The sequence below is a fragment of the Kitasatospora sp. NPDC094019 genome, from assembly GCF_044764505.1.
Lineage (GTDB): Bacteria > Actinomycetota > Actinomycetes > Streptomycetales > Streptomycetaceae > Kitasatospora.
Genome location: NZ_JBIWIF010000003.1, coordinates 173,376 through 193,959, shown reverse-complemented (window position 1 = coordinate 193,959; position 20,584 = coordinate 173,376). Strand labels below are relative to the sequence as shown.

Sequence of the window (20,584 nt, the reverse complement as noted above, 5' to 3'; positions counted from 1 at the left end):
GTGGCCGCCCCTTGCACCTCAGCAGAAGGCGCCGAGCCCCGGAGGCTTCCTCTGTCAGGATTTTCGCTTTCCGACGAACCGACAGGTACGAGGAAGAGGGATGTCCAGTCGCGACGAGGGGTGGGGTCTGGAGGGGACTGCGCCTGACGTTGACGCAGTTCCTCGCGCCTGGTTTTTTGCGCGCTCTCGGACCGGCGGGTCCCGGCTTCAGGCAAAGTTCTCAGACCGATACGGACGGCCGTCGGTGCCGTCCGGAGGTCAAGGCCAGCGGCTTTCGTGCTGCCGAGGCCGGTCGGCCGAGCTCCGTGTTGCTCAACGGGACCTGGCACTGGATGGAGGGCAACCACGGACCGCGCCTGGCCCCCACGATCCACCCGGACGCGACCAAGGTCGGCGGTGGGACGACGGAGATCACCAATGCCCCGGTGGTCGGCGAGGACAGCGTCGCCGAGGGCACCTGGTACGCCTCCCGGAAGCAGCGCGACGGGTCAACCGCGATGCCGGTTTCCACTACGACTCGGTGGAGGCCCGGCCCGTCCTACTACAGCAATGCCTACTGAACGGCGCGCTTCAGCAGTACTTCGCGGTGGACGACCTCCGTGGAGCCGACCTTCTTGACGTAGCGGGTCGCACTCACCGCCTCCCAGCCCTGCGAGCCCAGAGCGTTCAGCTCCGAGACATCGATGTGCCAGCCACTCATCCTGACGTCGATGATCTTGTATTCCCAGCTCGCTCCCAAAGCTCTTCCCTTCGTCCTGCCGGTGGCATCCCCGCGTCGATGGTGGCACGCCCGCTCATCGGCGCGCCGGGATTTCTGCAGCCTCTTCGGGCGCCTGTACCCCAAGTGGCATACCCAGCAACAGAATCTGGGAGAGAGCTTGCCCGGGACCCCGACGACCGGGACCCCGACCCCGGCCGGGCGATCCCCGGCGGCGTCGTGAACCCCGCGACCCCACCGACCATCCCCGGAGCCCCGGCTGCGGATGGCTGCGAGGGGAGCGCCGCACCGATGCCGGTGGAGCCGGACTGCCGGGCGCTGCACGAGAATACGCAGGCTGACCTGGACGCCACCCGCGAGCGCTCCACGGAGGCCGGGGTCGAGGGGGACGAGTTTCGGGTCGGGTCGCCCAGCTCCAGGAGCAGGTTCCGGGACCGGATGGTCTCCGAGTACGCGTCCCGCCGGTCCTGGTGGCCTTGGTGCAGGGGGGAGACGAGGCCGCGATCCGCGCCCACGCCGAGCAGTTGGCCGCCGTCGTCGCCCCGCGCCCGCTGCTGGGCGCGGGGCGGGCTGATCCCGCACTCCGAGCCCGACCGACCAGGGCCTGGGCTTCGCCTGGCGCCGCGCTGCCGGACCTGAGCAAGGTCTTCGATCCGCAGGACTCGACCAAGCGGGCCCCGGCGGTCCGACCTGGAAGTCCATCGGGAACAGCTCGCTGGACAACGGCATCGAGATGAGCTTCGACGGCACGAGCCCGAGGTGCTGGGCTCGTGGCAGAACAAGAGCCTGCGCACCACCGACCCGAGCAAGACGTACGCGAGGGCCTCGACCGGGCAACTCCGCTCGGCTCCGGGACGCCCGTGGCCGACCCGGCCGCAGGGCTCATGGGCGCTGCCCGACCCGCCGTGCAGCCACACCCTTTTCGGGCTTGCCCGGGTCGCCCGGACCGGCGGGAGCCCTCCACTTGCGCAGTTCGCCCCGAAGCCTGCGAAGCGCTCGGCTGGAGATCGCCGCGTCCTCGCTCAGCCCCGGAATGCAGCGCCTGAGCACTAGCCGGAGCAGATAGAACACGCCGGCGATGCCAGCGGCAGCCGACATCAACCACTCGGGAAGGGAAACGGGGATCTGCACGACAACTCCTCTGATCTCCGGGCAGATCGGGAGTGACCCATGCGGTTCCAGGACTCGACCCGATCTACCGCACGTGCACAGCGGTAGATGAATCGAGACCTTCCGGCGCAGGTTCTCGGACGAGTGTCGAAGGACTGCCTTCGACACTCTGCGGCACTGATGGGCCGCTGCCCTTTCGGGCACTCACCTCACGTGACCGTGAGGTATGGGAGAAGTGTCCACACCAAAGTGCCCGGCACCGGGATGCGGCTTCTACCCATGGAGAGTCCCCCGGCGTGATCGCCAGTGGGTGGGGGCGTGACCGCCCCGCAAGGCTCAATTGTCCGAGGCTCTGTCACGACTGTCAACTCGCTGTGATGCGAGCGGACTTATCCGCTCGATCGTGAGGATCCACGTTCTGGAGCACAAGGTCGACCACCCTGGACTTCGTCGGCAGGTCACGGCGTGCGACCGGTTGCTGTCCCGGGAGCCCGGGCCGTGCGCGGCAGCGGCGCCACCGCGGTCACCGCCGTCGCCGTCGCCGTCGCCGTCGTTCGGAGATCAGAGAGCGGCGGTGACGGCGGCCTCGGCGTGGATGCGTGTGGTGGGGAAGACCGGGACGGCACTGTCGCCGGGTCCCACCAGGAGTTCGATCTCGGTGCAGCCGAGGATCACGCCCTCCGCTCCCGCCGTGACCAGCTCGGCGATCACCCGGCGGTACTCGGCCCGGGACTCCTCGCGGACCACCCCGAGGCACAACTCCTCGTAGATCACCCGGTGCACCAGGGCCCGGCCCGCCGGGTCGGGCACGAGGACGTCCAGGCCGTGGGCGGCCAGTCGGTCCCGGTAGAAGTCCTGCTCCATGGTGAACGCGGTGCCCAGCAGCCCGACCCGGGTCACCCCGGCGGCCAGGACCGCCGCGGCCGTCGCGTCGGCGAGGTGCAGCAGCGGGACGGACACCGCGTCGGCGACCTGGTCGGCGACCTTGTGCATGGTGTTGGTGCAGATCAGCAGCAGCTCCGCGCCCGCTGCCTCGACGGCGCGGGCGGCCTCGGCGAGCAGCCGTCCCGCGGCCTCCCATTCCCCGGCGACCTGGAGTCGCTCGACCTCGGCGAAGTCCACCGAGTAGAGCACGCACTTGGCGGAGTGCAGGCCGCCCAGCCGGTCCCGGGTGAGTTCGTTGAGGAGGCGGTAGTAGGTCGCGGTGGATTCCCAGCTCATGCCGCCCAGGAGGCCGATGGTCTTCATCGCGCCACTGTGCCACGGCCGCCGAGGGGGCGGCGAACCGGGCCGTGGGCGGACGATCGGCGTCCACGACCGTAAAGGAAGCATTGTCACCCTATTCACCCGTAAGGATGATTTGCGTCGTTTCATGTATCCAGCGGTGATTATGATCCACTTCCTGTGACCAAGCGTCAGAATTTTTCGAAAACCGACAACATCGCCGACAGCGGCGCGGCCGGGACTGCCGGCACGGCCGACCACGCGGCCCAGGTGGTCGTCCTCGGCGCGGGCCCGGCGGGCCTGGTCCTCGCCAATCTGCTGCACCGGGCCGGCATCGACTGCGTCGTCCTGGAACGCGCCGACCGGGCCCGCTTACACAGCCGGGCCCGGGCCGGCTTCCTCGCCGAGAACACCGTCCGGATCCTGGACCGGCACGGTCTCGCCGAGGGCCTGCGCCGCCACGGCCGACCTCACGCCACCTGCGAGTTCCGCACCGCCGACGGCAGCTTCCGGCTGGACTACGCCCGACTCGGCCGCGGCGAGCGGCACACCGTCTACCCGCAGCAGAACCTCGTCGCCGACCTGCTCACCGCCTTCCTGGACGCGGGCGGGCAGGTCCGGTTCGGCACCGAGGCGCTGCGGGTGCTGGACGCGGACGGGGACCGCCCGACCGTCGAGGCGCGCGGGCCCGACGGGGAGCCCCTCCGCTGGCGGGCCCGGTACGTGGCCGGCTGCGACGGCCGGCACGGCGCCGCCCGCCGGTCGCTGCCGCCCGGTACGGTCGTCCACCGCCACGACCACGGCCTGTCCTGGCTGGGCCTGTTGGTCGAGGCGCCGCCCAGTCTGGACGCGGTCGGCTACGCGGTGCACGAGCGGGGCTTCGCCGGGCACATGGCCCGCACCTCCGACATCACCCGCTACTACCTCCAGTGCGAGCGCGGCGCCGCGCCCGAGGACTGGGACGAGGAGCGAGTCTGGCACGAACTGGACCTGCGGATGCGCGCCGAGGAACACGGCCCGCTGCACCGGGGGAGTGTCGTCGCGCGCGCCGTCGTCGACCTGGAGAGCGACGTCGTCGAACCGCTGCGCCACGGCGCGCTGCTGCTCGCGGGCGACGCCGCGAGCATGCCCACCCCCTCGGCGGCCAAAGGCGCCAATCTGGCGGTACTGGAGGCGGAGATCCTCGCCGCCGCCCTGGTCGACGACCTCGCCCACGGTGACGGCAGTGCCCTCGCCGACTATTCCCGGCGCTGTCTGGAACACATCTGGCGCGCCATGGAGTTCTCGCACTGGATGGTTCGGCTGCTGCACGCGGTGCCAACCCCGCACGGCGTCCCGTCGGGCTTCGACGCGGGCCTCCGCCGCGCCCGGCTGGAGGCGCTGCGCACCTCGCGCGCCCAGCAGGACTGGTTCGCGGAGAACTACGTCGGCCTCTGAGTGAAACCCCTCACCGGGCCCCGCACTTCACCGTGCCCCGCACCTTCCCGGGGGCTCCGCACCTTCCCGAGCCCCGGCGGTTCACCGAGCCCCGACGGCTCAACGATCCCCCGACCGCTCACCGATCCCCGTCGGCCCATCCAGCAGCACCGGCCGACGGCGCACCGCACCGAGGACATTCCTGCCATGACCACTCCCGCCATGACCACGACCGTCACCGCCACCGCTGTCGGCGCGCCCGCCACCGGCCCCGACGCCGCCACCGGCCCCGACGACCGCGCCCGCCTGCGCGTGGCCGTCGACTTCGTCCGCCGCCACGACACCGCCACCCTCCTGCCACTCCTCCTCCCCGGCCTCGACGGCCCGCAGTTCCACTCCCTCACCCGCCACTTGTCGTTCGCCCACGCCGCCCTGCTGGTGTTCCCGCCCGACCAGGCGACGCTGCGTGCCGACCTCGCCGCCTGCGGCCTGACCGCCGACACCCCGCCGCTCCCCAGCTCCGTGGTCCGCGACCGGCTCGCGGCCCGCCACCGGCGGGACGCCGCCGGACTGGACGTGTCGATCCTGCGACCCGGGGTGCGGTCGGCGGACGGCACCCGCCGCGCGGTCGAGGTGTTCGCGCTGACCGTCCCGCCCGGCTCGGACCTGCGGCCCGTCGCCGACCACGAGCGGGTCCACCAGCACGAGGCGCACCTCGCCTTCGAGGTCCTGCGCCCGGAACCGCTGCTCCTGCGCGGACTGTGCGTCCTGCTCGCCGACCGGGGCGCCGTCCCGGACGGCGGCGGCTACAACCCGCACGAGAACGGCACCGTCCTCTACTTCACCGCGCCCACCGCCTCGCTGGCCGGCTACCGGCGGGTGGAGTTGTACGCGCCGGGCGACCACCGCGACATCCTGGCCGGCCACTTGGCCGAGTCGCCGTCCGGCCCTCCGTCCGGCGCCCCGTCCGGCCCCTCGTCCGACCAGCCGGCTGAAACGCTCCTGCGCCTGCTGACCGGGGCCTGGGCCACCCAGGCCCTGGCGGCCTGCGCCCGGCTGGGCCTGCCCGACGCCATGCCTCCGGGCGCGCCGGTCGACCGGGCCGTCCTGGCCGACCGTACCGGCACCCATCCCCGCGCCCTGGCCACCCTGCTGCGCTACCTCGCCATGCTGGGCGTGGTGACGGCCGAGGGGGACCGGGTTCGCCTCACCGAGGTCGGCACCCTGCTCCGCGAGGACACGCCGGGCTCGATGCGGCCGCTCGCCCTGATGTACGGAGGGCCGTTCTACCGCTCCTTCGGCGCGCTCGACCACACCGTGCGCACCGGCGAGACCGCCTTCGACCACCTGTTCGGCGAGAACCACTTCGACCACTTCGCCCGCGACCCCGAACTCGCCGACCTGTTCGACCGCTCGATGGCCGCCAGCACCCGGATGTTCGACCCCGTCCCCGCCCACCCGGCCCTCGCCGCCGCGGCCGCGCGGCCCGGCGGCGGTACCGTCGTCGACGTCGCCGGCGGCAACGGCGAACTCCTCGCCCGGGTCCTCACCGCCCACCCCGGGCTGCGCGGCGTCCTCCTGGAGCGCCCGCACGCCGTCGAGGCCGCCCGCCGCACCATGGCGGAGGCCGGTTTGGCCGACCGCTGCGGCTACCGCTCCGGCGACTTCGCGGACGTCCCCGCCGACGGTGATGTCTACCTGCTCTCCCGGGTGCTGCACGACTGGGACGACGACCGCTGCCGTGCGATCCTGCGCCACTGCGAGCGCGCGATGCCCGCCCACGCGGACCTGCTCATCGTCGAACGCCTGCTGCCCGCCGACGGATCCGCCTCCCTGGCGACCGCCTGGGACGTCCACATGATGTGCAACGTCGGCGGCCGTGAGCGCCGTGCCGACCACTACGCGGATCTCCTCGCCGCCGCCGGCCTCGACCTCCTCGCCCACACCCCCCTCCCCCTGGACGCCGCCCTCCTCCACGCCCGCAGGCCCACCCGCCCGTAGGGTCGCTGGTTCACCGGGTTCGGCCGAGGAGCGCCGACGGGCGCGGGCCGGTACTCCTCGGTGCAGGCCCGCGCCCGTGCTGACGCACCGGGCACGCCGCCCCGCCCGAATTCGGCGACGTCGGGCTCCGACGCCGGTGGAGCTGCCCGGGCGAACGGCAGGGTGACGCGGAGAATTCGCAGGTCGATACGCTTCGGCCATGAGTGATCGAACAGTGGCCGGCGGAGACGACATCGGGCCGGCCAGGGGAACCGCGGGGTATGCGGAGGCGGCGGACGCGCTGGCGCTCCAGTACGAGGAGGTCACCTTCGAGGAGGTGCACCGCGACGTGCTGAGCCTGGTGCCCGCCGGGCCCGCGCGGGTCCTCGACATCGGTGCGGGCACGGGGCGCGACGCGGCAGCTCTGGCCGCCTCGGGGCACAGTGTGGTGGCGGTCGAGCCGACGGCGGAGCTGCGGGCGCACGCGCGGCGGATCCACGCGGGCAGCGCGATCGAGTGGGTCGACGACGTTCTCCCCTCGCTCGCGCTCCACCGGTGCCCGGGCCGGTTCGACGCGGTCTTCGCCACCGCGGTCTGGATGCATCTGGACGCGGCGGAGCGCGAACAGGCGATGGCGAGGATCGCCGCACTGCTGGTGCCCGGGGGCCGGTTCTTCGTCAACCTTCGCCATGGGCCCGTGCCCGATGGCCGGCACATGTTCGACGTGTCCGCCGCCGAGACGGCCGAGCTCGGTGCGACGCACGGTTTGCGGACGCTCCTGAGCAGCGAGCGTTCCGACCTCCACGGTCGGGACAGCGTCCGGTGGAGTTCTCTCGTGCTCCAGGCGTCCGACTCCCACCACGCCCTCGACTGAACGCGAATCCGCCGGTGGCCGGCGGGGACGGCGGGGACCCGAGTCCCTCAGGGGGTGGGCGGGCCGGGCGCGGGCTCGGTGGGGATGCCGCTGTAGGCCGGGGCGAAGAACACCAGGGTGACCAGGTCCTCGGTGATGTCGTGGAAGCGGTGCTCCTCGTGGGCGGGGACGAAGAGCGCTGTGCCCGGGCCGACTTCGACGGTACGGCCGCCGGAGGTGAAGGAGCCGCGGCCCCGGCTCACCACGTAGACCTCGTCCTCGCGGTGCGGTGACTGTCCGTCGGTGGCGCCGGCGGGGATCGAGTAGGTGCCGAAGCTCAGGGCGGGGACCGTCAGGTGTTCGGCGAAGTCGGGCGTGCCGTCGGCGCCGGGCCGGAACCGGCCGCTGTCGATGATCTCCATGGGGCGTGATCCTGCCACGGTCGGTCGTTCTGCCGACGGGGTCCGCCCGACCGCGCGCGGTGGCGGAAGGGTTCGCCCGCGAAAGGCGCTAGTCTGTCGGCCGCACCGATCAACTGATCATGTATTAATACGGGGGTTCCATCGTCATGCCCGTTTCCAGGAGACTGCTCGCCACCGCTCTGGTCGCGACCGCCGCCTTCGGTCTGGCCGCCTGCGGTCCGGACAACTCGCCCGAGCAGAGCGCCAAGGGCACCACCGCGCCGAGTGTCGCGCCGGCCGCGTCCACCGGATCCACCGCGCCCACCACCAAGGGCGCCGCGCCGGCCGTGTCCGCCGGATCCACCGCCGCGCCCACCTCCGACGAACCGGAGGGCTTCTGCACGCACGAGCCCTTGCCCGCCGGCCAGAAGTGGATCTACCCGGTGAAGGGGACCAGCACCACCACCCTCGCCTACCGGGACACCAAGGACGCCTGCGGCGTCAACGACGTGGCCTTCGAGCCGGTCGGCGCCGACCGGACGGCGGCCTTCGCGCCCACCGCCAAGGGCCACCTCAGCTCGGTGATGGCGCCGCCGAAGGACGTCGACCTGGCCGGCGTCGTCAAGCACATCAACGAGTGCCTCACCTCCCCGCACAGCGAGAAGGGCAGCTACCCCTGCTCGGCGGGCGACTACAAGGTGGCCGTCGACGCCTCCGGCAAGGTCACCGAGCTGTGGGAGCGCGCCCACTCCTGACGGGCGGAGTTCCGGAAACGACGAATGGACACCTCTTGACCGCTCCGACCGCACGGGTCGCCTCGGCGATCCTGACGCTGCTCGCCCTCACGGCGGGCTGCGCCTCGTCACCGTCACCCTCCTCGGCCCCGGCCGTGAGCACGTCGGCCGTGAGCACGTCGGTGGCGAGTCCGTCGGTGGGGGACGAGCACGCCGCCCCGGAACCCGGGGCGGCGTGGCGCCCGGCAGCCGCCCTGTCCGGGGAACGGCTCGCCTCGGTTCTGCTGCCCGACGCCGACCTGCCGTCGGGCAGCACCGCCGAGGCCCCCGCCGTCGCGTCGACGGCGACCGCCCTGGACCCGAACGCCGAGGCGGCCTCCCGGCAGCACCCCGAGTGCGCGCCGGTGCTCCGCGCGATGTTCGAGCGACCGGCCGAGTCCGTCGGCCGCTGGTACGTCACCGGGAACAACGTGCTCGCCAACCGGACCCGGATCGACGTGGCCGGGTCCGCCGACGGACTATCCCGGGAACGCTTCGAGGCGTTGCGGGCGGCGGTGACCGGGGGTGGTTGCACCGGCCTCCGGCTCGACAACGGCAACGGCGGCGTGCAGTTGACGGTCGAGCCGGTTCCGTGGCCGGGGCTCGACGTGCCCGCCGTGGGCTTCCGGGTGCGGACCCCCACCGGGGCCGTCGCCTCGGCCGGCGGATTCACCCGGGTCTACCTCTGGGCGGCCGTGGGCGACACCCGGGTGCTGTTCCTCACCGCTGACGACACCGCCCACGCCCCGGCTCTGCGCCCGGAGCTGGTGACGCCCCAGGTCCGGCGCCTCCTCGCCGTGACCGGCGACGGTCCGGCGGACCCGGCCGCACCGGCCGCCTCGGCACCGCCCGCGCCCGCCGGACCGCCCGCCCCCGCCGCCTCGGCGCGCTGACCCCGGTGGCCGGGGCCGACGTGCCCCGGCCACTGGGCGAGCGATTCGTTCAAGACGCGACGCTGACGCCGCGTCAAGACTGCTCCCCATGAACGAACGCACTTTCACCCCCGCCGCCGGACGATTCGCGCCGGTCCGCCTCTACGATCCGGTGGTCGCCCTCACCCGGGAACGGCTGTGGCGCAGCCTGGCCGCCATGCACGTCGCGCCGCGGCCGGAGGACGTGGTCGTCGACGTCGGGTGCGGCACCGGCTCGTTGGCGGTGCTGCTGAACCGGGTCGAACCGCGCGCCACCGTCATCGGTGTCGACCCCGACCCGGAAACCCTGGCGGTGGCCCGGCGCAAGGCCGCCGTCGCGGGCGGCACCGTCGACTGGCGGCTCGGCATGGGCGACGCCGTGGCCGCGATCGTGGGCGCCGGGACGGCGGACACCGTCGTCTCCAGCCTCGTCCTGCACCAGTGCCCGGTCCCGATGAAGCGCGCCGTGCTGGCCTCGATGCACGAGACGCTGAGGCCCGGCGGCAAACTGGTCATCGCCGATTACGGCAAGCAGCGCACGGCCGCGATGCGGCTGGCGTTCCGGTTCGTGCAACTGGCCGACGGCAAGGCGGACACCCAGCCCAACGCCGACGGCATCCTGCCCCGGCTGATCGCGGAGGCGGGTTTCCACGACGTGCGGGAGAGCGAGACCGTCGCGACGGTCACGGGGTCCCTCTCGCTCTACGTGGCCCGCCGGCCCTGACCGTTGACGGGCTCCGGCCGTTCACCGTCCCCCGTCGCCGACCCGGCGCAGGGCCGGGAGGACCGCGGCGGGCGTCAGTCCGGTCATCTCCCGCATCCGGCGCCCGAAATGCGCCTGGTCGGCGAAGCCGCCGAGGAGGGCGGCCTCGGCCGGGGTGCTGCCCGCGCGCAGCGCGTCGGCGGCGCGGGCCAGCCGTCGCCAGATTCGCCACCGGGCCAGGGGCAGGCCCAACTGCTCCTGCGCCAGGGCCCGCAGGCGCGGTGGTGAGAGGCCGACCCGGGCGGCCAGACCGGCCAGCGGGACGGCGTCGTCCCCGGCGGCGTCCATCGCGGCACGCAGCCGGGGGTCGACCCGGGCCGAGGGCAGTGCTCCGGCGGGGCGGACCTGCTCCTCCCGCAGTCCGCGCCACTGCGGCGCCACGGTGATTCCCGGCCCGCCGGGGCTCCGCAGCCGGTCGGCGAACGCGCAGTGGGGGTCGACGAAGTACGTGACCAACTCCCGTACCGGTTCCATCCGGTGGCGCACCATCGGTGCCACCACCAGCGCCTCGCCGCGGTGCCGCACTCCGTCCCCGTCCCTGGCCGTCACCAGGGGCGCGGGGTCGTCCGCCCCGGATGCGAAGGCGATCTGGAAGGCCGCGTGCCGGTGGGTGTGGCTGTCCGCGAGTGGTCCCCGGTACAGCGCGTACCCGGCCCCGACGACGAACCGCGGTCCTGTCCCCTCGCCGTTCTCCATCCGGCCGATCCTGCCAGAGACCGTCCGGCCGCGACACCGCCTCGCGATCGGTGGTCGGTGGTCGGTGGTCTCCGGCCCGCGGCCCGCGGTCAGCGGTGGCGGCCCTGGCGAGGGGCCGGGACGCGGGGCAGTACCTCCCACAGGGGGCGGCCGCCCCCGGCCCAGCGGACGAGCGCGGGCCGGTCGACGAGCAGGATGCCGTGCTCGGCCCCCCACTTGAGCGCCTCCCGGGAGAAGCGGCCGTTGGTGACGACGGCCGCGACGTGCGCGCCGTGGCTGCGCCGGTAGGTGCCGGCGAGCGCGTACAGGACGCCGACGCCCACCGGCCTGCCGCCGACCGGGTCCTGCTTGTGCTTGCACTGCACCGCCCAGCGGCGGCCGGTCGGGTCCTCGGCGAGCACGTCCACGCCCCGGTCGTTCGCCCCGCCGACCTTGCGCGCGCGGCAGCCGTCCCGCTCCAGCAGGTCGCGCACCGCGTACTCGAAGGCGTCCGGGGCCAGCCGGTCGAGGCCGCCCGGACCGGTGAGCGCCAGCCGCAACCGGGTGGCGTGCAAGCGCTGTTCGCGCGCCGCCCGGACGCTCCGGTCAGCGACGGCCGCCGCCGCGACGGCGATCGCGACGGCGGCCAGGACGGGCAGCCACCAGTGCGCCGCCAGCCAGCGCAGCACCGGGACGGCCGCGCCGACCGCCACCGCCCCGCCCACCAGCCAAGCCGTCCCGTCGCCGGGCAGGCGGCGGCCGTGCCGACGGCGGCGTGGGGGAGCCGGGCGCCCGTGTGGCCGTCGCCCGGGCGTGCGCCGCCCGGTCAGTGGGTGGCCCGGGTGACCACGCCGACGAGTTGGAGGATCGCGTGCCCCCAGGCCGTGCCGGCGATCAGGACGCCGAGCACGATGCTGCTGAAGACGGTGAACGCCTCGTCGCCCCGGCTGCGGGCCTCGGTCCGGCGCCGGAGGCGGATCAGGATGATGATCGCGACGAACGCCGCCGCGCTGATCGAGTACTGCACGTGCCCACCCGGACTCTCGTCAACGGTGTGTAACGCTCCGACTACTCGGAGCGCGTTGCCGCTGGTGAGCATGGCAGGCACGGGGGCGGCTCCGGGGGTGGTGCGGGGAATTCGGCCGGATCCGAACCGTCGGACTGGCGCAGTTGCGACGCCCTGGGGTGTCCGGGCGGTCGGTCCGTCGATCCCGCGTTCGGTCGGCGAAGGGCCGATCGTGGTCCGGCTCGTGACGACGGGCCGCTCATGGTCCGGCTCGTGACGACGGGCCGATCGCGTGACGGGCTCGTCACCCGCGCCGTCCCCGGCGCCGTCCGCGCGGCGGTGTCCTCGGGCGGCCCGCCCGGACCGCGCCCGTACCCGCCGCCACCACCAGGACCACCGCCAGGCACTGGGCCGCCGACAGTTCCTGCCCCAGGACCAGGAATCCGGCCAGCGCCCCGACCGCCGGGGCCAGGCCCGTCAGCACGGCGAAGGTCGGTGCGGACAGTCGGCGCAGGGCCAGCAGCTCCAGTGCGTACGGCACCGCCGAGGACAGCAGCGCCACCGCCAGTCCGAGCCCCAGCACCCCGGGTTCCAGCAGGGTGGCGCCCGCCGAGGCGACGCCCAGCGGCAGGCTGATCAGGGCGGCCACGGTCATCGCCACCGCGAGCCCGTCCAAGCCGGGGAAGCGCCGCCCGGCCCGGGACCCGAGCAGGATGTACGCGGCGCACATCGCGCCCGCGCCGAGCGCGAACCCGGCACCCGCCGGATCGAGCCGGTCGAAGCCGTCCCGCCCGAGCAGCAGGACACCCGCGAACGCCAGCCCGGCCCACAGCAGGCCGGCCACCCGCCGGGTGGCGGCCACCGACATCAGCAACGGCCCGAGGACCTCCAGGGCCACCGCCGGGCCGAGCGGGATCCGGTCGATCGCCTGGTAGAAGAGGATGTTCATACCACCGAGCGCGATCCCGTAGGCGCCCGCGACGGCCCAGTCCGCCCGGCCGTACCCGCGCGGGCGCGGCCGGCAGACGACCAGCAGCAGCACGGCCGTGATCGCCACCCGCAGCGCCACCGTGCCCAGGGCGCCGGCCCGGGGGAACAGGAGGGCGGCGACGGCGGAGCCGAACTGCACCGAGACCGTCCCGGCCAGTACCAGGCCCACGCCGGAAGCAGCGCCCACCCGGGCGGGCGCGGCCACTGTCCGGAACGCTCCTGCCGGTAACCGTCCTTCCCGTCGGCTCCCCGCCCGGAGACCGCCGCCGGTCCGGGGGTCCGAGGCGAACCCCGGTGGCGTTCCCGCCGCTGCGGTTCCTGGGATCGTGTCCGTCGTGGTCGTCATGCCCTCCACGCTAGGAATCCGCGTCCGGCGTGTGAAATGCCGATCCAACGGTGGTTATGCTCCCCGGGCATGACCATCGAGCTGCGCCATCTGCGCGCCTTCCTCGCCATCGCCGAGGAAGGGACGATCACCCGCGCCGCGGTCCGCCTGCACATCGGCCAGCCCGCCCTGTCCCGCACCCTGCGACAGTTGGAGGAGCATCTGGGCACCCGCCTGGTCGACCGCTCCACCCATCACCTGGAGCTGACCGCCGCCGGCCGGGCCTTCCGCGACCGGGCCGCCGCCGCCCTCGCCGCCGTCGACACCGCCCTCGACCCCCGCGCGCTGACCGTCCTCCCGCTGCGCCTCGGCCACCCCTGGCCGGCCCTCGGCGAGTACACCGTGCCCCTGCTGCGCCGCTGGGACCGGGAGCACCCGGGCCAGCCGCTCGAACTGCGCCGGATCGACGACCGCACGGCCGGCCTCGCCCGGGGCCGGGCCGACGTCGCCCTGCTGCGGGGCGAGGTCACCGAACCCGGGCTGGTCACCGAACTGCTGCTGGAGGAGGAGCGGGTGGCGGCCGTTCCCGCGGACAGCGAGCTCGCCGGGCGGGCCACCCTCACCCTCGCGGACCTCGCCGCCCGGCCGGTCGCGCTGAACACCGTCGCCGGCACCACCACCCTCGACCTCTGGCCGGCGGAGGCCCGGCCCCCGGCCACGATCGAGGTCGACAACACCGACGAGTGGCTCACCGTGATCGCCGGGGGCCGGGCCGTCGGCGTCTCGACCTCGGCGACGCCCCGGCTGCACAGCCACCCGATGATCGCCTACCGGCCGCTGGCGGACGCCCCGCCGGTGCCGCTGTTCCTGGCCCGCCGCGCCGACACCCCGCCGCACCCGGCGACGCCGGCCCTGGTCCGGCTGATCCGCGAACTGCTCTCGGGAGCGTGACCGGGACCGGGACCGGTCGGCGCGCCCGCCCGCCCCTGCCCCGCCGCTCCCCGCCGCCCGCCCCCGCCGCCGGACGGGTGGATCGCGCGCCGCCCGGTCGCGCGGCGGGACCGGGCATCGCACAGGCCGTCCCATACTCGCGCCGTGAGGCGGACGGCGGCGCCGCCGAGTGCGGGCCGCGCCGCCCGGACGAGGGAGGATCCCGATGCATCGTCACGGCGCACCCCGGCGGACCGCCGCCGGGCCCGGGCCTGCCACGGCCGGCCCGGTACCGCGTGGTGCCGCGCCGCGCGCCACCGTGCCCGCCCGCACCGTGCCCGCCCGCACCCTGCCCACCCGCACCGGGCCCCTGCTGGCGGCCGGTCTGCTCCTGGGTGCACCGCTGCTCGGCGGATGCGTCTCGGCGTCCGGCGGTGACCCCGAACCCGCCCCGACCAGCCCCGCCTCGTCCGGCCCGGCCTCGTCCTCGGCCTCCGGTGGTCCGTCCACGACCGCGGCGTCCGCCCCGGCCACCGCGCCGCCGCAGCAGCCGCCGGCCGAGCTGACCGAGGGCCAGGTGAACGCCGCCGTCGCCCGGATCGACGACTACGCGCGGAACGCCCTGGCGAAGACCGGGGTGCCGGGGCTCGCCCTCGCCGTCGTGTACAAGGACAAGGTGATCCACGCCCAGGGCCTGGGCGTCCGTCAGCTCGGCCGACCGGAGGCGGTGGACCCGGACACGGTGTTCCAGCTCGCCTCGGTCTCCAAACCGATCTCCTCGACCGTGGTCGCCGGTCTGGTCGGCCAGAAGGTGGTGAAGTGGGACGACCCGGTGGCCGCCCACGACCCGGGCTTCGCCCTGGCCGACCCCTGGGTGAGCAGCCACGTCACGATCGCCGACCTGTTCGCCCACCGCAGCGGCCTCCCGGACCACGCCGGGGACCTGCTGGAGGACCTCGGCTACCAGCGCGACTACATCCTCCAGCACCTCCGGGACCACACCCTGGCGCCGTTCCGGGCGAGCTACGCCTACACCAACTACGGCCTGACCGAGGCCGCGGTGGCGGTGGCCAAGGCCAAGGGCGTGGCCTGGGAGGACCTCGCGGCGGACGTGCTCTACAAGCCGCTGGGGATGAACTCCACCAGTTCCCTGCGCTCCGCCTACGACAGCGCGGCCGACAAGGCGACACCGCACGTCCGCGACGCCGCCGGCTGGCACGTCAGCACCACCGAGAACCCCGACCCGCAGGCCCCGGCCGGCGGGGTGAGCTCCACCGTGCAGGACCTCGGCCGGTGGATGCGGCTGCAGCTCGCCGACGGCACCTTCGAGGGAAAGCGGATCGTCGACCCGGCGGGGCTGAACGAGACCCGGCTGCCGCAGACCGTCTCCGCCCCGGCCACCGCGCCCGCCGGCCGGACCGGCTTCTACGGCCTCGGCTGGAACGTGAGTTACGACGCCGAGGGCCGGCTGCGGCTGAACCACTCCGGCGCCTTCTCGTTGGGCGCGTCGACCGTGGTGACGCTGCTGCCGTCCGAGCAGTTGGGGCTCGTGGTGCTGAGCAACGGCCAGCCCTCCGGCGTCCCCGAGGCGGTGGCCGAGGAGTTCTTCGACGTCGCCCAGAACGGCCACGAGACGGTCGACTGGCTGAGCTTCATGGGCAAGGTCGTGCCCGCCGCGGCCCAGAGTCCGGCTTCGCCCACCGACTACGCCGCCCCGCCGGCCGGAGCCGCCCCGGCGAAGCCGGACAGCGCCTACCTCGGCACCTACGCCAACGGCTACTTCGGTCCGATGACGGTGGCCTCGGGGGACGGCGGCGGGCTGGTGATGAGCCTGGGGCCGGACGATCTGCGCTTCCCGCTCCAGCACTACGACGGCGACGTGTTCAGCTTCCGGACCAGGGGCGAGAACGCCGCCGGCCTGTCCGGGGTGACGTTCACCCTGGGGGCGGACGGAAAGGCCGCCACCGTCGTCGTCGAGCAGTTCGACCACGACGGCCTCGGCACCTTCACCCGGAGCTGAGACCGCCCCCGCCGCACCCCCGTGCTGACCGGGCGCGCGGGCTTCCCGCGCGCCCGGCCGTCGGCGCCGCTAGAACGCCGAGCTGAAGGCGGTGAAGAAACGGGACCCGATCGGCGAGCCCGAGCCGTTGAAGCACAGCGGGTACAGGCTCACGGTGCCCGCGCTGCGGGCCCAGGGAAGGGCCAGCCCGCAGTAGTCCGGACCGGGGCCGAAGGCCGTGACCTGGGCGGTGTCCGAGGGCACGGCGATGTTCGGCAGGGTCACGGTGTACGGCACGGAACCGGCGAGCGTGTTGGTCGCGCCGGAGGAGTTGTAGTTGGTGCCGGGCGGGACGCTGCCGTTGAACCACAGGTAGCCGTAGTTGTTCGGCGGCAGGGCCGGCCCGTGCACGGCCCGCTTCTCCGAGTAGCTCAGCGTCCAGCGGGTGTTGTACGGCGCGTTGGCCGCGTTGAAGCAGGCGACCACGGCCGTCTGGCCGGAGGCGGAGGGTGACCAGTCGGCGACCTTGCAGCGCGCGCCGGCGGACGCGTCGACGGCGGTCACCTCAAGGTTGCCGACCGGGGCGGACTGGCCCAGACCGGGCAGCCAGACCTTCCAGATGCCGGTGCCGCCGGGGCCCACCGTGTTGGTGCCGCCGGCCGAGTTGTACTGGGTGACGACCGACCCGGTCGGGTTCGCGAACACGTAGCCGTAGCTGCCGACGGCCGGGGAGGGCACGCCGCTGCTGGTGGTGTAGAGCACGGTGAACTGGTTGTTCACGGGCGCGCCGCCCGGACGGTAGCAGCCCACCGCGACGTCCTGGCCGGTGCCGGCCGTGCCCCAGCCCTTGACCTGGCACCAGCTGCCGGTACGGCCGACGGCCGTCACGTGCGCGATGCCGCCGGGCCCGGCGATCAGCGGGAAGTGCACCACGTAGGACCCGGTGCCGACCTGCTCCACCCGCACCGGGTTGGTGGCCGGAGTGGGCCAACTGCCCCACTGGCGGCTGGTGTCCGGGACGTAGCCCAGCGGCGGGGTCGGGTTGTCGAGGTAGGCGAAGCCCCAGCGGTCGGGCACCGCGGCGTGGGCCGGGCCGGCCGCCGGGAGGCTGACGCCCACCAGGGCCGCCAGCACGGCGAGGACGAGGAACAGGGCGCGGACGGCGCGGGCGCCGCCGACGGGTCTGACCGGTGGTGCGAAGGTACCGGCGTGCATGGGCATACCCCTTGGACGGTGAGGAATTCACGGGTGGCCTGCGCGGTGCTGCCCGCACTGCTGCTCCGCCCGGGCCCGTGGCGGGGCCGGCGCGCGGCGGTCGACGGGACGACGGTCCCTCAGGGAGGACCGGCGCGGCCCGGCGTCGGCCGGCAGTGACGGGGTCGGGGGTCAGGCCCGACGGCGCTCACATCGTAGGGGCGCGCCGGGCGGTGGCACAGGCCCCCGGCACGGGCCGCCCGGTCCGCCGTCGGCCGTTCGCGCGTCGGCCGTCCGCCGCCCCGCCCGCCCCCGGCGCCCCGCCCCGCCACACCCGCGCCCGCAGGGGCACCAGCCGCCCCGCAGAACCCGCCCCGCCCCGCCCCCGGCATGGCCGGAACCGGTCGCTCCGCTGCCGGTTCCCCCGGGTTCCCCCGGTGCTCGCCCGGTGCTCGCCCGTTGTTGCGCCACCGGGTGGGTGCCCCCGGCGCGCGCGGCACCGGCCTCGGAGCGCGAGCTTGAACCCGTCGTGGCTGCGGGTGAAGCCCAGCCCGGCGTAGCAGCGGTGCGCCGCCCCGCGCCGCCTGTCACTGGTCAGCTGCACCCGCGCGCAACCGCGCGAACGGGCCCTGTCGATCGCGAGTGCCATCAGGACGCGGCCGAGTCCGCCCCCGCGCCGGTCCGCGCGGATCCGCACCGCTTCGAGCGGCGACCGCTCGGCGCCGCCCTTGCCGAGACCCGGGATGCAGGTCGCCCGGAGGCAGCCGACCACGGTGCCGTCGGCGTCCGCCAGGACGAGCAGCTCGTTGCGCGGGTCGTCGTCGATCGCTCGGAAGGCGTGCTCGTACGCCTCCGTCACCACGACGGTCGCCGGGTCCACGACCCGGTCCTCGTCCGCGAGCAGGGCGAGGACGGCGGGCAGGTCGCGGCGGGTCGCCGGGCGGCGGGTGTGCGTGGGCTCGGGGGCGGGAGTGGGTACTGGGGCAGGAGTGGACACCGGGGTGGGAGTGGACATGGTGCCGACCCTGACGGGCTCGCGCCCGGTGCCCCGGTCCGCCCGTTTTTGCACCCCCGGTCCCGTGACCTCGGCCGGAAGCTGCCTGCCGGAACCTGTCGTCGCGGAGGCGCGGCGTCCGTATGATCTGGGCTGCCCGCCGATCGGGGTGCGCGCCGGGCGGATGCCGAGGACGCCCGCAGTGGTCCGTGTGCGGCCCGCCGTCGCCGGCGGCCGTCGGCAGCCGCCCGCAGCCGTCCCGCCGGCCTCGAACGGTCCAAGGGAGGCGCAGCACAGTGCGGTTCGCAGGTGTGGGTCTGACGCGTGAGGGTTACCGGATCGCCGTGGCGGGCGCGGACGGCAGCTCGTCCGGGACGGTCGAGGTGTACGAACACTGCTCCCTGGAAAGGCCGTTGGCGCGGCTGGCCGAGTTGGCGGAGGAGACGCCGGACGGCTTCGCGGTGGTCCTCGACAGTGCCAACGGCATCATGGACGCCCCGCTCGCCGCCCTCGGCATACCCGTACTCCGGGCCGACCCGCCGCTGCTGACCGACGGCCGGACGACGGCGGGCTCCCTGGCCGCGCTCGGCGGCTCCCGCCCCGGGGCGCTGACGGCGCTGCCGCCGGACGGCTGGACCATGACCGGCCGCGAGGACGGCATCGCCGCCGAGGAGGCGGCCAGCGGACCGGTCGAGCGCGAACTCGCCGAGCGGGGCGTCCTGTTGGCGGGTGGCGAGGGATCGGCCCCGGTGGTGGCGCTGACCTTCGACGACGGACCGCACCCGGAGTGGACCCCTCAGGTACTGGACGCGCTCGCCCGGTACGACGCCCCGGCCGCGTTCTTCTGCATCGGCCTGCACGCCCTGGCCCACCCCGGGGTCGTCCGCCGGACCGCCGCCGAGGGCCACACCCTCGGCAACCACAGCTGGTCCCACGCCTATCTGCCGGACCTCGGCCCGATCGGCCTCCGCGACCAGCTCGGCTTCACCGCCGACGCCCTCGCCCGCGCCTGCGGGGGCGCGCCTCCGTCGCGCTGGCTGCGCCCCCCGTACGGCGGCCGCAGCCCGGAACTCCTCCGGGCGGTGGCCGGGTCGGGCTTCACCACGGTGCTGTGGGACGTCGACGCCAGGGACTGGTCCCGGCCCGGCCCCGGGGTGATCGCGGAGCGGGTGCTGGGCGCGGTCCGGCCGGGCTCGGTGGTCCTGATGCACGACGGCGGCGGCGACCGTTCGCAGACCGTCGCCGCCCTGCCGGGGATCATCACCGGCCTGCGACGGCGTGGTTATCGGATCGTCGGCCTGGAGGACCTGCTCGCCGCCCGGGGTGTCGCCGTCGCCTGAGCGGGCGGCCGAGCCGTCCGGGGGTGGAGGGGGCGCCTGGGCCCTTCGGAACGGACATCCGACAAGCGGCTCCGACGTATCCGATCCTTCCGGGCGGAATGATCTATCATCACTCGATCGTCCGATCGTCCGATCGTCCGATCGGTCCGGGGGAGGCTGCACCGCCACCGGACCCGGGCGCGCGTACTTTCAACACGGGGGTGGACCATGCACGTCACGCTGGCCGAAGAGATCATGCTGCTGTCGCTCGACGACGAGAGCGGTCAGGCCAAGGACCGCTGGACGGTGGGCTGGGTCGTCGCCGGCGGCCTGCTGCTGGAGCTGGCGCTCGCCGAGCGCGTCCGCGTCGACGGTGGCCGGGTGGAGGTGCTCGACACCTCGCGGACCGGCGAGGCCCTGCTCGATGTGCAACTGGAGGCACTCGCGGACTGGGCCGGGAGCGCTCGGACCGCGACGGTGGCGGCCTGGCTGCGCAAGGATCAGTCGAAGAGCGTCGCGGCCACATTGGAGAACCTGCGCTGGCGCGGCATCGTGACCGAGGAGCGGCGCCGGGTGTTCGGGATCTTCCCCGTCCGCCGGTTTCCCGAGGCGGACGGCACGGTCGAGCGCGAGCTGCGCGAACGCCTCGACCGGGTCGTGCTGGAGGGCGCCGCACCGGACCCGCGGACCAGCGGGCTGATCGGCCTCCTGCACGGCGCGCGCATGCACCGGCTGGCCTTCCCCGGGGAGCCGCGCAAGCGCGTGGAGCCGAGGATGGCCGCGATCGCCGAGGGCCAGTGGGCGGCGGACGCCGTCCAGGAGACGATCCGCGCCACCCAGGTCGCGATCATCGCCGCCACCACCGCGGCCACCGCCGCAGCCGCCGCCGCGGCGGCCTCCTGACTCCGGCACCGATCCCGGCACCGATCCCGTCGCCGACCTCGCGGCCGGGTGCGGTCCGCGCCCGGGAGCGGCGGGCACCCGGGCGCGGCGGTACCCGGGT

Annotated in this window: 21 protein-coding genes; 11 read left to right on the top strand and 10 right to left on the bottom strand. The window is 74.5% G+C overall.

Annotated features, from left to right (window positions below; translation table 11 throughout):
- Positions 1-305 precede the first annotated feature (305 nt).
- A complete protein-coding gene (locus ACIQ9P_RS08715; protein ID WP_402351925.1) occupies positions 306-560 on the top strand; it encodes a hypothetical protein in 255 nt (84 codons plus the stop codon).
- On the opposite strand, the gene ACIQ9P_RS08710 is transcribed toward ACIQ9P_RS08715, so the two are convergent.
- From ACIQ9P_RS08710 to ACIQ9P_RS08700, 3 genes are all read right to left on the bottom strand, one after another.
- Positions 554-700, bottom strand: a complete 147-nt coding sequence (locus ACIQ9P_RS08710) for a hypothetical protein (protein ID WP_402351922.1) — start codon at positions 698-700, stop codon at positions 554-556. The genes ACIQ9P_RS08715 and ACIQ9P_RS08710 overlap by 7 nt on opposite strands.
- A 900-nt stretch (positions 701-1,600) precedes the next feature.
- Positions 1,601-1,849, bottom strand: coding sequence for a hypothetical protein (locus ACIQ9P_RS08705; RefSeq protein WP_402351919.1), 249 nt, complete (start codon positions 1,847-1,849; stop codon positions 1,601-1,603).
- A 540-nt stretch (positions 1,850-2,389) separates the two neighbouring features.
- Positions 2,390-3,076, bottom strand: a complete 687-nt coding sequence (locus tag ACIQ9P_RS08700; protein WP_402351916.1) for an aspartate/glutamate racemase family protein — start codon at positions 3,074-3,076, stop codon at positions 2,390-2,392.
- Between the two features lie 246 nt (positions 3,077-3,322).
- Here ACIQ9P_RS08700 and ACIQ9P_RS08695 point away from each other — a divergent pair, with 246 nt between their 5' ends.
- The 3 genes from ACIQ9P_RS08695 (at position 3,323) to ACIQ9P_RS08685 (ending at position 7,322) form a co-directional block, all read left to right on the top strand.
- Positions 3,323-4,489, top strand: coding sequence for a 4-hydroxybenzoate 3-monooxygenase (locus ACIQ9P_RS08695; RefSeq protein WP_402352708.1), 1,167 nt, complete (start codon positions 3,323-3,325; stop codon positions 4,487-4,489).
- A 186-nt stretch (positions 4,490-4,675) separates the two neighbouring features.
- Positions 4,676-6,469, top strand: coding sequence for a methyltransferase (locus ACIQ9P_RS08690; RefSeq protein WP_402351913.1), 1,794 nt, complete (start codon positions 4,676-4,678; stop codon positions 6,467-6,469).
- Positions 6,470-6,668: 199 nt separating this feature from the next.
- Positions 6,669-7,322, top strand: coding sequence for a class I SAM-dependent methyltransferase (locus ACIQ9P_RS08685; RefSeq protein ID WP_402351910.1), 654 nt, complete (start codon positions 6,669-6,671; stop codon positions 7,320-7,322).
- 47 nt (positions 7,323-7,369) lie between these two features.
- Here the strand turns inward: ACIQ9P_RS08685 and ACIQ9P_RS08680 are convergent, their stop codons facing one another.
- Positions 7,370-7,723, bottom strand: coding sequence for a cupin domain-containing protein (locus tag ACIQ9P_RS08680; protein WP_402351907.1), 354 nt, complete (start codon positions 7,721-7,723; stop codon positions 7,370-7,372).
- A 146-nt stretch (positions 7,724-7,869) separates the two neighbouring features.
- Here ACIQ9P_RS08680 and ACIQ9P_RS08675 point away from each other — a divergent pair, with 146 nt between their 5' ends.
- The 3 genes from ACIQ9P_RS08675 to ACIQ9P_RS08665 all read left to right on the top strand — a co-directional run bounded on the left by ACIQ9P_RS08675 (position 7,870) and on the right by ACIQ9P_RS08665 (position 10,110).
- Entirely contained in the window at positions 7,870-8,457 is a 588-nt protein-coding gene (locus ACIQ9P_RS08675; protein ID WP_402351904.1) for a hypothetical protein, read from the top strand.
- Positions 8,458-8,492: 35 nt separating this feature from the next.
- Positions 8,493-9,368: a hypothetical protein gene (locus ACIQ9P_RS08670; protein ID WP_402351901.1), complete on the top strand. Its 876-nt coding sequence runs from the start codon at positions 8,493-8,495 to the stop codon at positions 9,366-9,368.
- A gap of 88 nt (positions 9,369-9,456) precedes the next feature.
- Positions 9,457-10,110 (top strand): class I SAM-dependent methyltransferase, encoded by a 654-nt coding sequence (locus ACIQ9P_RS08665; RefSeq protein WP_402351898.1) that lies wholly within the window; start codon positions 9,457-9,459, stop codon positions 10,108-10,110.
- Between the two features lie 21 nt (positions 10,111-10,131).
- On the opposite strand, the gene ACIQ9P_RS08660 is transcribed toward ACIQ9P_RS08665, so the two are convergent.
- The 4 genes from ACIQ9P_RS08660 to ACIQ9P_RS08645 form a co-directional block, all read right to left on the bottom strand.
- Positions 10,132-10,845, bottom strand: a complete 714-nt coding sequence (locus ACIQ9P_RS08660; RefSeq protein WP_402351895.1) for a helix-turn-helix domain-containing protein — start codon at positions 10,843-10,845, stop codon at positions 10,132-10,134.
- A gap of 89 nt (positions 10,846-10,934) precedes the next feature.
- Positions 10,935-11,549: a restriction endonuclease gene (locus tag ACIQ9P_RS08655; RefSeq protein WP_402351892.1), complete on the bottom strand. Its 615-nt coding sequence runs from the start codon at positions 11,547-11,549 to the stop codon at positions 10,935-10,937.
- A gap of 101 nt (positions 11,550-11,650) precedes the next feature.
- Positions 11,651-11,851, bottom strand: coding sequence for a hypothetical protein (locus ACIQ9P_RS08650; protein ID WP_402351890.1), 201 nt, complete (start codon positions 11,849-11,851; stop codon positions 11,651-11,653).
- A 283-nt stretch (positions 11,852-12,134) separates the two neighbouring features.
- Complete coding sequence (locus ACIQ9P_RS08645) at positions 12,135-13,166, bottom strand: EamA family transporter (RefSeq protein WP_402351887.1); 1,032 nt, start codon at positions 13,164-13,166, stop codon at positions 12,135-12,137.
- Between the two features lie 69 nt (positions 13,167-13,235).
- Here ACIQ9P_RS08645 and ACIQ9P_RS08640 point away from each other — a divergent pair, with 69 nt between their 5' ends.
- Together ACIQ9P_RS08640 and ACIQ9P_RS08635 are read left to right on the top strand one after the other, a co-directional pair.
- Positions 13,236-14,096, top strand: a complete 861-nt coding sequence (locus ACIQ9P_RS08640) for a LysR family transcriptional regulator (protein ID WP_402351884.1) — start codon at positions 13,236-13,238, stop codon at positions 14,094-14,096.
- A gap of 205 nt (positions 14,097-14,301) precedes the next feature.
- Positions 14,302-16,095, top strand: a complete 1,794-nt coding sequence (locus ACIQ9P_RS08635; RefSeq protein ID WP_402351881.1) for a serine hydrolase — start codon at positions 14,302-14,304, stop codon at positions 16,093-16,095.
- A 69-nt stretch (positions 16,096-16,164) separates the two neighbouring features.
- Here the strand turns inward: ACIQ9P_RS08635 and ACIQ9P_RS08630 are convergent, their stop codons facing one another.
- Both ACIQ9P_RS08630 and ACIQ9P_RS08625 read right to left on the bottom strand, forming a co-directional pair.
- Positions 16,165-17,289: a hypothetical protein gene (locus ACIQ9P_RS08630; RefSeq protein ID WP_402351878.1), complete on the bottom strand. Its 1,125-nt coding sequence runs from the start codon at positions 17,287-17,289 to the stop codon at positions 16,165-16,167.
- A gap of 187 nt (positions 17,290-17,476) precedes the next feature.
- Complete coding sequence (locus tag ACIQ9P_RS08625) at positions 17,477-18,283, bottom strand: GNAT family N-acetyltransferase (RefSeq protein ID WP_402351875.1); 807 nt, start codon at positions 18,281-18,283, stop codon at positions 17,477-17,479.
- 290 nt (positions 18,284-18,573) lie between these two features.
- Here ACIQ9P_RS08625 and ACIQ9P_RS08620 point away from each other — a divergent pair, with 290 nt between their 5' ends.
- Positions 18,574-19,602, top strand: coding sequence for a polysaccharide deacetylase family protein (locus tag ACIQ9P_RS08620; RefSeq protein WP_402351873.1), 1,029 nt, complete (start codon positions 18,574-18,576; stop codon positions 19,600-19,602).
- Positions 19,603-19,809: 207 nt separating this feature from the next.
- Positions 19,810-20,484 carry a GPP34 family phosphoprotein gene (locus tag ACIQ9P_RS08615; protein WP_402351870.1) on the top strand — a complete coding sequence of 225 codons (675 nt, stop codon included), beginning with the start codon at positions 19,810-19,812 and terminating at the stop codon, positions 20,482-20,484.
- Positions 20,485-20,584 lie beyond the last annotated feature (100 nt).